Genomic DNA, 14,149 nt, shown 5'->3' with positions numbered 1-14,149 from the left:
AACCTCACTGGACGGAAACGGCGGACGGTGCGGACGCCTCGGACGCCGCGCCGCACGAGATGAAGGGGAGCGAGTGCCACTGACCGCCTGCGTAGCGCAGCGTCCGGGCGCCGTCGAAGCGCCACAGATGCAGCCAGCCGTTGTCGACCAGCTGGCGTACCACGGCATGCTTGTCGAGCACGCGTTCGATGGCCGCTGCCGGCGCGTCGATGGCGACGGTCAGGCGCACCGGTTCGTGCACCCAGCGTTCGCCATCGTGCAGTGACTGCCGCGACAGGCCGATGCGCAGATCGCCGCCGTTGCCTTCGAACACGCCGATGCGCCCGCCAACCACGTTGTGCAGCAGCTTGTTGCCGCTGCCGAAGTGCGCGGGCGCGCAGGTCGAGGCGTGGTACTGCCAGTTGATCCAGTGCGTCACCAGCATCGGCGCCGTCATCAGCAGTTCGAGCAGACTGCCGTCGACATCGCGCGCGCTGTCGTAGTCGTGCAGGAAGGTGCGCCCGCCGAGCACGGTCGCTTCGCTGCGCGCACGCGGCGCAATGATGAAGGCGGCATTGCCGGCGAGACCCCACTCCGGCCGAGTCTGCGCGCCATCGTTGGCACGGCGGCGCAAGCGCTCGAGCAGCACGCCGTGACCGGCGCGCGGATCCAGGCCGAGGCTGGCAGCACGCTCGCGCCTGACCTGGTCGCCGGCCTGAGCGAACACCGGCGCCAGACGTTCCCAGCGCATGCGGGCGTCGGCCGGCAACAGGTCGAGATCGAAACCTTCTATCTCGTCGGTCGTCGTGTTGTGCAGTCCGGCGACGAAAGCCGTGTGCGCTGGAATGTCGATACCGCGCTGCGCCAGTGCCGCACGCAAACCGGCGTCATTGAGCAGGCGTGCCAGCGCACGGGCATTCACCTCGCCGGTCTGTCCGCAGCAGGCGCCGCAATCGAGCGCCGCAGCGTGCGCGTTGTTGGCGCTCTGGCTGCCGTGACCGATCAGCAGCACCAGCGGCGCAAGTTCTCGCTGCAGTCCCATCGCCCGCAGCACGCGCTCCGCCAGCGCAACCCGTGCGTCGGGCTCCAACCCGTCCAGGGTCGGACGGCACAGTGCCCGATAGCGCGACGGCAGACCGTCGAGGTCGTCCCGAAGACGTGCCTCGCGTGACGGATGCAGCCAGCGCGCCAGCTTGCCGACATAGCCGACGCCGGCCGCTTCGACGAAGGAGAAAGCCGCGCCCGGCCAACGACTCGCCGACCGCCAGGAGCGCCGACCCGCGAACTGACGCTGGCGCGCCGCGACCGCCTCGGCGTCGAGCGGATCGCCGTCGCCGCCCCTGTCGATGCGGTCTGTTACCTCGATCACCGGGGCCAGCAGACCGGGCAGTTGCGGACGGCGGGCGGCGGTGGCAAACGGCGTGTAGGCGATGGGCAGACCGAAGAAGCCGGCAAAGCCGAGCGTGCGGATGCCGGGCCATGCCGCTTCGAGCGCCCGACGCATCGGCTCGCTGCGCACGTCGATACAGAAGGCTGCCTGGACTTCAGGCACCGTCGTCGGTGCGGCCAGCGCTCGCGGACTGCTGGCGCTGGCCAGCCGCTGCGCCAGGTCGCGCTGGTAGGCGGCGTCGAGCGCCGATTGCCATACTTCATCGATGCGCAGCAGGTCGCTGGCGCGGGCGAGGGTCGCCGGCGCCTCGGCCCAGGCCGCCTGCACCGCGACAAAGGAGCGCCCGGCCGACTGGTCGCAGCGGCCTTCGAGCAGCAGCGCGCCCCAGGCCAGCCGGATGGCCAGCAGATCGCGCAGGTGCGGGTCCGCACCGCCACGCTGCGCGGCTTCCCAACCGAGATAGGCACACCACGATGCCCAGCCATTCACCGTCAGCAGCACCGCTTCGAGGTAGTCGGCCCAGACCTGCTCCGGCAGGCCCAGACGCTGCAGCACCCAGCGCTCGGCCTCGACGCGGTCGGCCGGCAGCGCGTGCAGCCGCCGGCTCAGATCGGGCAGACCCATCAGCACGCCAATGCCGTGGTCGTGGCTCAGCGTGTCGCGCCAGAAGGCATACAGCCCGCCGCCGCGCTCCGGCTGCCAATCGGCCTGGTGTTCGTCGAAATAGGCGGCGCAGGTCTGGCTGACCTGATGGGTAATCGCCTGCCGCCAGGACAGCCGCTGGTGGCGCGCCGGGTCGTCGTCGAGCACGTCGATCAGCAACGGCAGCCGGGGTAGTTCGGGTGCCAGGTCGAGGGCGGCGACGCAAGTGGCGGCGTCCAGTCCGTCTGTCGTGCCCGGCGGCAGCGAGGCCAATGCAGCCGCCAGGTCGGCGTGGGTAATGCGACCGCTGCGCCAGGCCTGCCTGAGAAGGTCGCGCGACGGGAATACCGGGATACCGGCCAGCACCGCCATCCGTGCCGCGACGGTGCGGACGCTGTGACCGATGCGCGACCAGTGCGGATTGACGGCAATCGCCCGGTCCAGCGGCCAGGCTGGCGCGATCGCCGCACAGGCGGCGGAACAGGCGGCATCGATACGGCGCTGCAGCAGGTCGTCATGCGCTGCATCGATCGTTGCGACGAGGTCGCAGGGCGGCTGCGTGGGGCCGGCTTCGGGGGTGGTGATCTGCATCATCTTCTCCAGGCGATCGAATCAGGGCTGTGTCGGGACCAGGCCGGCGTCGCCGGTGCGCGGTGCGGCGACCGGCGGAATCCAGCGGGTCGGCCACAGCGTCAGCGCGAGGCGGGTGTAGAACTCATCGACGTAGAAGCCGGCGTAACTCAGACGGCGCCAGGCGGACAGCCACTGCGGCCGGGTCTGCAGCACCGCCATCCAGCCATACAGCAGCGTCATCCCGGACAGCGTGACGAGGCCGGCGACCTCGTCGGGCCGGTCGTTCAGTCCGAGCGGCAGGCGATGCGCGATACCAGCGGCCAACGTCAATCCGGCCACAGCGACAAGGCCGGTGACGCCCTGCCAGAGCGCACCGCGCGTGCGCTCGGTGGCAGCCGGCAACCACAGCAGCGGCGCCCAGGCCAGTGCCAGCACCAGCGTCCACCATTGCGGCCAGTGCGCACCCACGAACCACGCTGTCGCCAGTACGGCCGCACCCGTGACGAGCGGCGCCAGCAGCAGGCTGGGCAGCGCGGCACGCTGTTCGCCCAGCATCATGCGCAGCCGCGTATCCCGGACGACGCCGGAGGCGGCGAGAAAGGCGTGCGCCTTGTAGAGCGAGTGGCCGATCAGGTGCAGCGCTGCGAACATGTACAGGCCGAGGCCGCACTCGAGCACCATGAAACCCATCTGCGCCACGGTGGACCACGCCAGCCTGACCTTGATGCTCACCCGCGTCAGCATGACCATGCCGGCCAGCAGCGCGGTCGCCAGACCGGCGATCACCAGCAGCCAGCGCGCAGCGGGCACCGCATCGAGCAGTGGCGAGAAGCGGATCAGCACGACGCCGCCCAGGTTGACGACGCCGGCGTGCAGCAGGGCCGACACCGGGGTCGGCGCCTCCATCACCTGGATGATCCAGCCGTGCGCCGGCAGCAGTGCGGTGCGCAGGATGACGGCGATGGCGACGCACAGCGCGCTCACCTGCAGCGCCATCGATGCGCCGTGCGCGTCCAGATGCCGCCACAGTTCCGACAGCGAACCGCTGCCCACCTCGTTCCAGGACAGCGCCGCAGCGACGATCAGCAGGACATCGGCCAGGCGGTCGGCCAGATTCTTCTTGTGCGCCGCCAGCAGCGCGAACGGGCGGTCACCGTAGAAGCACAGCAGTCGCTGCAGCGCGACACCGACCAACGCCCAGGCGCCGATCAGCAGAACCCAGTGGTCGGCGATCAGCATCAGGTGCACCGCGACCAGTACGCCCGACAGCGCCGCCACGTAGCGGCGCTGCCCGGCCTCGCCCTGCAGATAGCGCGACGAGAACACGCCGATTACGGTACCCACCGCCTGCACCAGAATGGCCATCGCCGCGGTGAACGGGCCGAGCGCGATCCAGCCGTCGAGGCGCGGCCCGGGCAGACCGGGCGCCAGCCACATCAGCAGCGGCGTCGCCAGCGACGCGAGCAGCGCAACCACGGACAGTTGCGTGAAGCGGCGCCACAAGCGCGCACCGTCGTGAGCGGGCAGACGGCTCAGCAATAGCGGCAGGGACATCAGCAGGGCGGGCAGCAGCGCGCCGGCCCCCGACTTCAGACTGTATGGATCCATTCCACATCTCCTCGATAGCACTGGCATCGATGATGTGGCGCAGCAACCGTTCTGTAAAATACAATGAAAAGAATATTTCGTTCTTTTTAGTAGAACAATGAATCTCGAACAGCTCAACTTCCATCACCTGCTCTACTTCTGGCGCGTCGCCCGGACCGGCCACCTGACGCGCGCGGCGCAGGAACTGCACGTGTCACAGTCGGCGCTGTCGGCGCAGATCCGGCAGCTCGAAGAGCGCCTCGGTGAGCCGCTGTTCGAGCGCAGCGGAAGAAGCCTGATACTTACCCACACCGGACAGATGGTGATGTCCTACGCCGAAGACATCTTCGGATTGGGACAGGAAATGCTGGGCCGGCTGCAGGGCCGCGCCGACGGGATGATCCGGCTGCGGGTCGGCAGCGTCGCCACACTGTCGCGCAACTACCAGGAGAACTGGATACGGCCGCTGCTGACCGATCCGACGGTCGTTCTGACGCTGGAATCGGGCCAGCTCGACGGACTGATCGACCGGCTGATCACGCATCAGCTCGACGTCGTGCTGGCCAACGAAGCGGTCGCTGCCGACGCGAACCACCCGCTCCACTGCCGCTTCCTCGGCAGCCAGGAAATCTGTCTGGTCGGCCCTGCCGCCCGCGGCCGGACCAAGGCGATGCGCCTGCCGGACGATCTCGACGGCGTTGACGTCGCGCTGCCCGGTCCGCGCCACGCGCTGCGCGCGCAGCTCGACGCCTTGTGCATGGCGGCCGGCGTCCGCCCGCGGCTGCGCGCAGAGGTCGACGACATGGCCATGCTGCGCCTGATCGCCCGCGACAGCGGCTGGCTCACCGTGCTGCCCGAGGTGGTCGTGCAGGACGAACTGCGCACCGGCGCGCTGGTGATGCTGGGCCGCTCGGCCGAACTGCGGGAGCACTTCTACGCCATCACGACCGCCCACCGTCACCGCATCGAGCGGCTGGAAAGCCTTCTCGCGGGATCCAGCCCGCCGCCCGAACAGCCGGCCGGCGGCCGATGAGGTCAGGCGCGCCGCCATCCATTACCATCCTGTTGCAACTGCAACACGCCGCAACGGCTGTCGCACAGACGATTGACACGCCGGCGCGATGATCCGCAATGCACCGTACCGTCTTGCGGTGCCGGAAAGGTGATCAATCATGAATTCGCAGAGGGCAGCGGCCGCCGCACTGGCACTCGGACTGCTCGCGACCAGCAACGCGTGGGCGGACCGCGGCCACCGCCACGGTCATCGTCATGGACGCACCCACGTCGACATCGGCGTGGGCTTCGTCTTCGGGTCGGGCCATTACCGCCCCTGGTACGGCCCATCGCCCTTCTACTACCCCCCACCCTACTACTACGGTCCGGCCTACTATCCGCCGGTGATCATCGAGCGCGCGCCGCCGGTCTATGTCGAACGCGATCCGCAGCCGGTCGCCCCGGCGCCTTCGATGTCGCCCCCGCCGCCGCCGCCGAGCACCTGGTATTACTGCGCATCGGTCGACGGCTACTACCCCTATGTCACGGAATGCCCGGAAGGCTGGCAGAGCGTGGCGGCACAACCGCCGCGATGAGGTGCGGGCGATGAACAGGCTTCACCAGGCAGCACTTGCCGCGCTGACGCTCACCCTGCTTGCCGGCTGCGCGACGACGCCCAGCGGTCCGAGCGTGATGGCACTGCCGGGCAGTGGAAAGAGCTTCGACCAGTTCCGTCACGACGATGCGCTGTGCCGCGAATACGCGCGCGAACAGACCGGCGGCACCGATGCCAGTGAAGCGGCCCGCGACGCCGGCGTGCGCAGCGCAGCCGTCGGTACCGCGGTCGGCGCTGCGGCCGGTGCACTGATCGGAGGCCGCGAAGGTGCCGGCGTCGGCGCCGGTACCGGACTGCTGATGGGTGGCGCCATCGGCAGCGAGGCGGCACAGAGTTCGGCCCGCGGTACGCAGCGCAGCTATGACCAGGCCTACATCCAGTGCATGTACGCCAAGGGCCAGCGCGTGCCGACGTCCGGCCGCTTCGCCGACCGCGGCACCGGCGCGACGGCACCTGCGCCCGCGCCGGCACTGCCGGGACGGGCGAATGCGCCCTATCCACCGCCACCACCAGGACATCAGCCACCCGCCGCGTCGACACCGCCTGCCGCAGCGCAGTCCGGGCGCGGCAACTGGTACTACTGCGCGTCGGCACGCGAGTACTACCCCTATGTCAGAACCTGCCGGGAAGGATGGCAGGTAGTGGAAGCCGCTCCACCGCCAACGGCTCGCTGAAGGCCTTCAGGCGGCACGATGCGCGTGCCCGCGATAACGAAAAAGGCCGGCTGAACGCCGGCCTTTTCAATGCGCGCAGAGGAACTTAACGACGGCGTGCGGCAAAGCCGACCAGCGCCAGCCCGGCCAGCATCAGTGCATAGGCTTCCGGCTCCGGCACGACGGCCACGCCGCTGAAGCTCATTTCCGATACCGAGTAGGCGCTGTCGCCACCCATGGCGTAGATGCGCGCGTAGCGGGCGGCCACCGACGGGAAGTCGATGGTGGCCTGGTATTCGGCGTCGCCGGCAACGCTGGAGATGATTTCGCTGCCGAAATTGGATTGACCTTCGAAAGCGAGGTTGGTGAACAGCGTGTTCCAGTTCAGGCCGTCGGTCGACACCTGCACCTGGTAGAAGTCATTGTGATCGACGCCGAGCAGCACGTCGGTCAGCGTGTAGAGCTGGCCGAAATCGAGCGTGAAGGTGGCGCCGGATGCACCTTCCTGGCCCGACCAGGATACGGCGTCGACGGTGTAGAGCGTCAGCTCCGGCGCCACGTAACCGTCGGCGAGGATGGACAGGTCGACGCCGTCGATCGAGTAGCTGCCGGTGGCGGAGGCATTGGTCGGTGTGATCGGGGCGGCGGCCCAGGCGGAAGATGCGGCCAGCAGGGAGGCGGCGACAAGCAGGGACTTCATCGGGGTGTCCTTAACGGTGAATTGCGTCGGCCACCTTGAAGCAAGACATGCACCACGCGAACAAGCCATTGATTCGAATCGGATTCACCTCGCATCCAGCGTCCTGCTGTCAAAACCGCCGACATCGGTGGCGCTCAGCCCATGGCGGGTTCGGGCGGCCGCACCAGCATGGCCACTGCCTGGGCCGCGATGCCTTCGCCGCGACCGGTGTAGCCCAGCTTTTCCGAGGTCTTGCCCTTCACGTTCACCGCATGCGGCGGAATGCCGCAGTCGGCCGCGATATGGGCCGCCATCTGCGCGGCGTGCGGCGTGATCTTCGGGCGCTCGCAGATGACGGTGGCGTCGATATTGCCGATCAGCCAGCCGGTGCCGTGCACCTTCTTCACCGCCTCGCGCAGCAGCACGCGACTGTCGGCGCCGGCGTAGGCGGCGTCGGTGTCCGGGAACAGGCGGCCGATGTCGCCCAGGCCCGCGGCACCGAGCAGTGCGTCGGTAATGGCGTGCAGCAGCACGTCGGCGTCGGAGTGACCGAGCAGGCCCTTTTCATGCGGAATGTCGACGCCGCCGATGATGCAGCGGCGGCCCTCGACCAGTTTGTGCACGTCGAAGCCCTGGCCGATGCGGAAGGGCAGCGGCGATGCGCCGAGCAGCGGATTCATGAGGCGTTCCCCCGTGTCTGCAGGATCAGTTCGGCCAGCTTCATGTCTTCCGGCCAGGTCACTTTCAGATTGCTCGCACCGGCGGCAACCAGTCGCGGCTTCAGGCCAACGGCTTCGATCGCCGACGCTTCGTCGGTCACGTCGCTGCAGCGGTCAAGCGCGTCGTGCAGCGTGGCCAGCCGGAACATCTGTGGCGTCTGTGCCTGCCACATCGCGTCGCGCGGCACCGTCGCCTCGACCCGGTCGGTGGCGTCGGCACGCTTCAGCGTGTCGGCCACCTTCTGTGCCAGCAGGCCGCCGACCGGGTCGTCGGCCAGCGTGTCGATCAGCGTGTCCAGCATGTCCGCGGACAGACAGGGGCGCGCCGCGTCGTGCACCAGCACCCAGTCGTCCGGCCGCGCCCAGCCAGCGATTTCCCACAAGCCATTGCGCACCGACACCGCGCGGCTGGGGCCGCCGCAATGCACGGGCATCAGCTTGGGACCGAGCGCCGACCAGTCGAAGCCCTGCCAGTAAAGGTCCTCCGGCGCCAGCACGACTACCACGCGGTCGATGCGCGGGTGGGCGCACAGCGCGGCCAGCGCGTGGCGGATCAGCGGCTGGCCGGCCAGCGGCAGATACTGCTTCGGCATCTGCGCGCCGAAACGGCTGCCGCTGCCAGCGGCCGGGACCAGGGCGATGTGGCGCGGCATAGGGACTCAACTCCTGCACTGACGCGTTTCGAAGCCGCTCGCCGCCCGCCGGGCCGCCCCAAGGGCGAGCGACGCCCCCTTGGGGGGCAGCGAACAAAGTGAGCGTGGGGGCATCACGCCAGCCAGCGACAGAGATCGCGCTTCATGTCGTCGACCGACTCCAGTCCGATGGCCAGGCGGATCAGGCTGTCGCGGATACCGGAGGCGTCGCGCGCTTCCTGCGAAATACGGCCGTGCGTGGTCGTCGCCGGGTGAGTGATGGTGGTCTTGGTGTCGCCGAGGTTGGCGGTGATGGACAGCATGCGGGTCGAGTCGATCAGCTTCCATGCCTCTTCGCGACCGCCCTTCACCTCGAAAGCCACCACCGCGCCGCCGGTCTTCTGCTGGCGCATCGCGATCTCGTGCTGCGGATGCGACGGCAGGCCGGGGTAGAACACGCGCGCCACCCAGGGCTGCGCTTCCAGCCAGCGCGCCAGTTCGAGCGCGTTGGCCGACTGCGCCTGCATTCGTATCGACAGCGTTTCCAGTCCCTTCAGGATGACCCAGGCGTTGAACGGCGACAGCGTCGGACCGGCGGTGCGCAGGAAGCGCAGCACCTCGTCCATCTCCGCCTTGCGGCCGCACACCGCGCCGCCGAGCACGCGGCCCTGTCCGTCGAGGTATTTGGTCGCCGAATGAATGACGATGTCGGCGCCGAGTTCGATCGGCTTCTGCAACGCCGGCGAACAGAAACAGTTGTCGACCGCCAGCAGCGCGCCTGCCGCGTGCGCGACCTCGGCCACGGCGGCGATGTCGATCACTTCGGTCAGCGGATTGGACGGCGTTTCGATGAAGAACAGTTTCGTGTTCGGCTGCACCGCGGCGCGATAGGCATCGATATTGGTCGCTTCGACCAGCGTGGTGCTGACGCCGAACTTCTCGAAATAGGTCGCGAACAGCTGCTGGGTCGAACCGAAGATGCCGCGCGACGCGATGATGTGGTCACCGCTCTTCAGCAGCGCCATCAGCGTCGACAGGATGGCCGACATGCCGGAACTGGTGGCGATACACGCCTCGGCACCTTCCAGCGCCGCCAGGCGGTCCTGGAACATCGTGACCGTCGGGTTGGTGAAGCGGGCGTAGACATTGCCCGGCGCATTGCCGGAAAAGCGGGCGGCGGCCTCGGCCGCGGTGTCGAACACGAAGCTCGAGGTCAGGAACAGGGCTTCGCCGTGTTCGCCGAACTGGCTGCGCTCGATGCCGGCGCGCACGGCGACGGTTTCGGGGTCGTACTGCGCCGGGTCGAAGGGCGCGCGGTCTGTGCTGCTCATGATGTGCTCCATCCGGCCTCGCGGCCGGTCATGCGGAAGGTCGAAAACAAAGCGCGAGGCAGGAAGGGCACACGCAAAACAAAAAACCCGTTCCGCCTCGGAGGCAAAACGGGTTTCCGCAGATACGTTCGTTTCGCCGCTTTAGCCGTATTTGTCCGGGGCCGCCCTCTTTCGACGACGGTCCCGCGCGCCCGCAAGCTGGATTCAAATCGGCGCGTAGTCGGGACATTAGCGCCCGGCCGCTGCAGACGTCAAGCGCCTGCAGCCATCAGGCGTTCTCTTCGGATGCCACCAGGTTCAGGTCGAGCTGGCCGCCGTCCTCGTCGGTCTGCTTGGGCGCACCCTTGCGCTGGCTCTCGACGCCGTCGAGATAGGCAGCGGTCACGTCGCCGGTGATGTAGCAGCCGTCGAAGCAGGAGGTCTCGAACTGTTCGATCGACGGGTTGCAGGCGGTGATCGAGGCCTTGAGCATGTCCAGCGTCTGGTAGATCAGTTCGTCGGCACCGATGGCCTCACGGATTTCGTCGTCGGTGCGGTTGGACGCGATCAGTTCGTCGCGGGTCGGCATGTCGATGCCGTAGACGTTGGCGAACCGCACCGGGGGTGCGGCCGAAGCGAAGTACACCTTCTGCGCGCCGGCTTCGCGCGCCATCAGCACGATTTCCTGGCTGGTGGTGCCGCGCACGATGGAGTCATCGACCAGCAGCACGTTCTTGCCCTTGAATTCCTGGGTGATCGCATTGAGCTTCTGGCGCACCGACTTACGACGCACCGCCTGCCCCGGCATGATGAAGGTGCGACCGATGTAGCGGTTCTTCACGAAGCCTTCGCGGTAGGGCACGTTCAGCACGCGCGCCAGTTCCATCGCCGACGGGCGGCTGGAATCGGGAATCGGGATGACCGCGTCGATCTGCAGGTCGGCGTGATCGCGCTGGATCTTCTGCGCGAGGAACTCGCCCATCTTGACGCGCGACTCGTACACCGACACACCGTCCATCAGCGAATCCGGGCGCGCCAGATAGACGTACTCGAACAGACAGGGCGCGTAATTCGGGCGCTCGGCGCACTGCTGCGTCTTGATCGCGCCTTCCGGCGAAATGAGCACTGCCTCGCCCGGCGCGATGTCGCGCAGCAGCTTGAAGCCCAGCGTGTCGAGCGCGACGCTTTCCGAGGCCACCAGCCATTCTGTGCCGTTGGCGGTTTCATGGTTTCCGATCACCAGCGGACGGATGCCGTAGGGGTCGCGGAAAGCGAGCAGGCCGAAGCCGGCAATCATCGCCACCACGGCGTAGGCACCGCGGCAGCGACGATGCACGCCGGCCACCGCGCGGAAGATGGTTTCGTGGTCGAAGGTCGGGCGCTCGCGCAGCGCCTGCATCATTTCGTGCGCCAGCACGTTGAGCAGCACTTCCGAATCGCTGGTGGTGTTGATGTGCCGCAGGTCGGTGCGGAACATGTCCAGCTTCAGCTCTTCCGAATTGGTCAGGTTGCCGTTGTGCGCCAGCATGATGCCGAACGGCGAATTCACGTAGAAGGGCTGCGCCTCGGCCGCGTTGTAGGCGGAACCGGCGGTCGGGTAGCGCACGTGGGCGATGCCCCAGTTGCCCTGCAGATTGCGCATGTTGCGCGTGCGGAAGGCGTCGCGCACCAGGCCCGAGCCCTTGTGCATGTGGAACTTCGGCCCCTGCGCGGTGGCGATGCCCGCCGCGTCCTGGCCTCGATGCTGCAGCACGAGCAGACCGTCGTACAGCAGCTGGTTAACGGGAGAGGTGGCTACGACGCCGAGTATTCCGCACATGATGGTCAGGCCTTAAAACGAATCTTTTTCGCCACGGATTCCGGCAGCCAGGGCTTCAACGCGATGGCCGCCGTCTCGAGCGGTGGCGTCAGCGCGGCCGACTTCCACCAGGGCTGCTCCGGTGCCGGGGTGTAGGCCGCGCCGACGACGAGGAGCATCAGTATAAGTCCCGCGCGCGCAAGCCCGAACAGCCCGCCCAGCACACGGTCCGGAATGTCCAGACCGGTAGCATGAATCAGCGAGCGCATGAGCCAGCGCAACACGCCGCACAGTAACAGTACGGCTATGAAGGTGAGGGCAAAACCGGCGACTGCAAGCAGGCCGGGGTCGGAAATGAGGCCGGTCAGCCACTGCGCGACGTCGCCGCCGAACTGACGGGCGGCGATGAAGGCGAGCACCCAGGCCGCCAGCGCGATCACTTCGCTCACCAGTCCGCGCATCAGCCCGATCGCCGTGGAGAAGACCACGATGCCGATCAGGCCGTAATCCAGAATCGTCATGGACGCGGCGCGACCATCGACCGCATGCCGGCCGCTTCGAGCTTGCGCTGCGCCGCCTCGGCGGCCGCGCGGCTGGAGAAGGGACCGACCTTGACGCGGGTGCGCGTCTGGCCGTCGGCCAGTTTCACGTCCTCGGTAAAGCTGGCGAAGCCCAGTTCCTTGGCGCGCGAGCGCAGCTTGGCCACATTGGCGGCGTCGCTGAACACACCGAGCTGCAGCGCGAAGGACGTCGCCTTGCCGTCGAGCACCGCGGCCGCACGCGCCGCTTCGGTCGGCGACGGTTCGGGTTTCGCTGCCGGTTTGACCGGCTCCGGCCGCACTTCCGGTTTGGGCGCGGGCTTGGCCGCTTCGGCCGGCGGCGGCTTCGGCGCTTCGGGCTTCACCACCTGCGCCGGTTTGGGCGCCTCGTTCCGGCTGGCGGGCAGCGGCTCGGAATCGGGAGGTGCCGGCGGCGGTGCCGGTTCGGCCGTATCGGCATCGGGCTGTGCATCGCGCGCCGGCGACGCCAGCGGTGGTGCGGCGTCGCGTGGAGGGATGCGGACCGCGATGTCCTGCGCCGGCGGGCGCGGCTCGTGGTCCATCACGATGGGCAGCACGATGGCCGCGGTCAGCGCCAGTGCGATCGCGCCGAGAAGACGGCGGCGCGCACGCTTGCGAAGATCGGTCTGCAGATCTGAATCGGTGGAAGCCACTTCGGGGCGAGTCCTGCGGGTGGGGATCAGCCCTTGGCGGGCGGTGTGGCGGCGTCCGGCAGCGGCGGCCGCGGCGACTGCGCGTACTCGCGCATCACTTCGGCCACGGTCAGGAAGGATCCGAAAACCACGATTCTATCATCGCCCCCCACGCGCTCCCGGGTCGCCTGCCAGGCCTCGACCGGCGACGCAAAGCAATCGACCGAGCCCGCAATGCCGCGTTCCGCGATCATCGCTGCGATGTCCGAGGCCGGCGTACCGCGCGGGCCGCCCAGATCGCACAGCATCCAGTGATCGATGCGCCCCTTCAGGCGGTCGAGCACGCCGGCGATGTCCTTGTCGCGCAACATGCCCATCACCGCCCAGGTTTCCGGGTAGAAACCCATGCTGGACAGGTTCTCGTTCAGCACCGACGCGGCGTGCGGGTTGTGCGCGACGTCGAAGATGACCGCCGGCCGTCCGGGCATGACCTGGAAGCGACCGGGCAGTTCGACCGTCGCCAGACCGAGGCGGATGTCGCCGACGGTGACCGGCAGCCGGTCCGACATCGAATCCAGCGCGGTGATGACGGCCGACGCGTTCAGCAACTGGTTGGCGCCGCGCAGCGCCGGATAGCCCAGACCGCCGCGCTTGACCAGACGGTCGGGATCGCGCCGCCAGTAGCCCCATTGCTGACGGTCACCGCCAAAACCGAAGTCACGGCCGGAAATCTTCAGCACTGCGCCGATGGATTCGGCGTAGTCGATCACGGTCTGTGGCGGCACCGGGTCGCCGACGATGGCCGGACGACCGGCGCGGAAGATGCCCGCCTTTTCGCGGCCGATCAGTTCGCGCGTGTCGCCCAGGTATTCCATGTGGTCCAGATCGACGCTGGTGACGATGGCGCAGTCGGCGTCGAAGGCATTGACCGCGTCCAGTCGGCCGCCGAGACCGACTTCCATCACGATGGCGTCGAGATTGGCGCGCTCGAACACCTGCCAGGCGCCCAGCGTGCCGAACTCGAAATAGGTCAGCGCGATGTCGCCACGCGCGCGTTCGACTTCGGCGAAACCCTGGCACAGCGCTGCGTCACTGGCGGGCTCGCCGTTGATGCGCACACGTTCGTTGTAAGCCAGCAGGTGCGGCGAGGTGTAGGTGCCGACGCGGTAGCCGGCGCAACGCAGGATGCGCTCCAGCATGGCGCAGGTCGAACCCTTGCCATTGGTGCCACCGACGATGAACACCGGCACCGTCTGCACCACGCCGAGCGCCTTCTTGACGCTGAGCACGCGATCCAGTCCGAGCTGGATCACCTTCGGGTGCAGGCTTTCGAGATGCTGCAGCCACTCGGGCAGGGTCGAATACATGAATGGGCTGGGCAGGCCG

At 68.1% G+C, this 14,149-nt stretch carries 13 protein-coding genes; 3 read left to right on the top strand and 10 right to left on the bottom strand.

Annotated features, from left to right (window positions below; translation table 11 throughout):
- Positions 1-4: 4 nt before the first annotated feature.
- Both WDZ97_RS00940 and WDZ97_RS00935 read right to left on the bottom strand, forming a co-directional pair.
- Positions 5-2,605, bottom strand: coding sequence for a YbcC family protein (locus tag WDZ97_RS00940; protein ID WP_425761515.1), 2,601 nt, complete (start codon positions 2,603-2,605; stop codon positions 5-7).
- 18 nt (positions 2,606-2,623) lie between these two features.
- The gene (locus WDZ97_RS00935; RefSeq protein ID WP_425761514.1) at positions 2,624-4,192 is read right to left on the bottom strand and encodes an NADH-quinone oxidoreductase subunit L; all 1,569 of its coding nucleotides are present in this window, start codon (positions 4,190-4,192) and stop codon (positions 2,624-2,626) included.
- A 97-nt stretch (positions 4,193-4,289) separates the two neighbouring features.
- On the opposite strand from WDZ97_RS00935, the gene WDZ97_RS00930 reads away from it, so the two are divergent.
- The 3 genes from WDZ97_RS00930 to WDZ97_RS00920 all read left to right on the top strand — a co-directional run bounded on the left by WDZ97_RS00930 (position 4,290) and on the right by WDZ97_RS00920 (position 6,454).
- The gene (locus WDZ97_RS00930) at positions 4,290-5,204 is read left to right on the top strand and encodes a LysR family transcriptional regulator (RefSeq protein WP_425761513.1); all 915 of its coding nucleotides are present in this window, start codon (positions 4,290-4,292) and stop codon (positions 5,202-5,204) included.
- A 139-nt stretch (positions 5,205-5,343) separates the two neighbouring features.
- Positions 5,344-5,760, top strand: coding sequence for a hypothetical protein (locus tag WDZ97_RS00925; protein ID WP_425761512.1), 417 nt, complete (start codon positions 5,344-5,346; stop codon positions 5,758-5,760).
- A 10-nt stretch (positions 5,761-5,770) separates the two neighbouring features.
- On the top strand, positions 5,771-6,454 hold the full coding sequence (locus tag WDZ97_RS00920) for a YMGG-like glycine zipper-containing protein (protein WP_425761511.1): 684 nt from the start codon (positions 5,771-5,773) through the stop codon (positions 6,452-6,454).
- A gap of 85 nt (positions 6,455-6,539) precedes the next feature.
- On the opposite strand, the gene WDZ97_RS00915 is transcribed toward WDZ97_RS00920, so the two are convergent.
- The 8 genes from WDZ97_RS00915 to folC all read right to left on the bottom strand — a co-directional run bounded on the left by WDZ97_RS00915 (position 6,540) and on the right by folC (position 14,130).
- Positions 6,540-7,133, bottom strand: coding sequence for a discoidin domain-containing protein (locus WDZ97_RS00915; RefSeq protein WP_425761510.1), 594 nt, complete (start codon positions 7,131-7,133; stop codon positions 6,540-6,542).
- A gap of 134 nt (positions 7,134-7,267) precedes the next feature.
- Positions 7,268-7,792, bottom strand: coding sequence for a 2-C-methyl-D-erythritol 2,4-cyclodiphosphate synthase (gene ispF, locus WDZ97_RS00910; protein WP_425761509.1), 525 nt, complete (start codon positions 7,790-7,792; stop codon positions 7,268-7,270).
- Complete coding sequence (ispD, locus tag WDZ97_RS00905; protein ID WP_425761508.1) at positions 7,789-8,484, bottom strand: 2-C-methyl-D-erythritol 4-phosphate cytidylyltransferase; 696 nt, start codon at positions 8,482-8,484, stop codon at positions 7,789-7,791. Before ispD ends, ispF begins: the two co-directional genes overlap by 4 nt.
- Positions 8,485-8,597: 113 nt before the next feature.
- A complete protein-coding gene (locus WDZ97_RS00900; protein ID WP_425761507.1) occupies positions 8,598-9,806 on the bottom strand; it encodes an O-succinylhomoserine sulfhydrylase in 1,209 nt (402 codons plus the stop codon).
- Between the two features lie 256 nt (positions 9,807-10,062).
- Positions 10,063-11,592 carry an amidophosphoribosyltransferase gene (gene purF / locus WDZ97_RS00895; protein WP_425761506.1) on the bottom strand — a complete coding sequence of 510 codons (1,530 nt, stop codon included), beginning with the start codon at positions 11,590-11,592 and terminating at the stop codon, positions 10,063-10,065.
- Between the two features lie 5 nt (positions 11,593-11,597).
- Positions 11,598-12,092 (bottom strand): CvpA family protein, encoded by a 495-nt coding sequence (locus tag WDZ97_RS00890; protein ID WP_019917335.1) that lies wholly within the window; start codon positions 12,090-12,092, stop codon positions 11,598-11,600.
- On the bottom strand, positions 12,089-12,784 hold the full coding sequence (locus WDZ97_RS00885) for an SPOR domain-containing protein (protein ID WP_425761505.1): 696 nt from the start codon (positions 12,782-12,784) through the stop codon (positions 12,089-12,091). Before WDZ97_RS00885 ends, WDZ97_RS00890 begins: the two co-directional genes overlap by 4 nt.
- A 26-nt stretch (positions 12,785-12,810) precedes the next feature.
- Complete coding sequence (gene folC, locus WDZ97_RS00880) at positions 12,811-14,130, bottom strand: bifunctional tetrahydrofolate synthase/dihydrofolate synthase (RefSeq protein WP_425761504.1); 1,320 nt, start codon at positions 14,128-14,130, stop codon at positions 12,811-12,813.
- Positions 14,131-14,149 lie beyond the last annotated feature (19 nt).

This window comes from Methyloversatilis sp. MC4-4, from assembly GCF_049843555.1.
Taxonomy (GTDB): Bacteria; Pseudomonadota; Gammaproteobacteria; order Burkholderiales; family Rhodocyclaceae; genus Methyloversatilis; species Methyloversatilis discipulorum_B.
The sequence above is the reverse complement of the archived record's forward strand: the minus strand, read 5'-3'. Positions and strand labels throughout refer to the sequence as shown.

Coding starts and splice junctions, on each gene's coding strand:
- WDZ97_RS00940 (WP_425761515.1), bottom strand. CDS start 2,605: ATGATGCAGATCACCACCCCCGAAGCCGGCCCCACGCAGCCGCCCTGC.
- folC (WP_425761504.1), bottom strand. CDS start 14,130: ATGTATTCGACCCTGCCCGAGTGGCTGCAGCATCTCGAAAGCCTGCAC.
- WDZ97_RS00930 (WP_425761513.1), top strand. CDS start 4,290: ATGAATCTCGAACAGCTCAACTTCCATCACCTGCTCTACTTCTGGCGC.
- purF (WP_425761506.1), bottom strand. CDS start 11,592: ATGTGCGGAATACTCGGCGTCGTAGCCACCTCTCCCGTTAACCAGCTG.
- ispF (WP_425761509.1), bottom strand. CDS start 7,792: ATGAATCCGCTGCTCGGCGCATCGCCGCTGCCCTTCCGCATCGGCCAG.
- WDZ97_RS00925 (WP_425761512.1), top strand. CDS start 5,344: ATGAATTCGCAGAGGGCAGCGGCCGCCGCACTGGCACTCGGACTGCTC.
- WDZ97_RS00935 (WP_425761514.1), bottom strand. CDS start 4,192: ATGGATCCATACAGTCTGAAGTCGGGGGCCGGCGCGCTGCTGCCCGCC.
- WDZ97_RS00890 (WP_019917335.1), bottom strand. CDS start 12,092: ATGACGATTCTGGATTACGGCCTGATCGGCATCGTGGTCTTCTCCACG.
- WDZ97_RS00900 (WP_425761507.1), bottom strand. CDS start 9,806: ATGGAGCACATCATGAGCAGCACAGACCGCGCGCCCTTCGACCCGGCG.
- ispD (WP_425761508.1), bottom strand. CDS start 8,484: ATGCCGCGCCACATCGCCCTGGTCCCGGCCGCTGGCAGCGGCAGCCGT.
- WDZ97_RS00920 (WP_425761511.1), top strand. CDS start 5,771: ATGAACAGGCTTCACCAGGCAGCACTTGCCGCGCTGACGCTCACCCTG.
- WDZ97_RS00915 (WP_425761510.1), bottom strand. CDS start 7,133: ATGAAGTCCCTGCTTGTCGCCGCCTCCCTGCTGGCCGCATCTTCCGCC.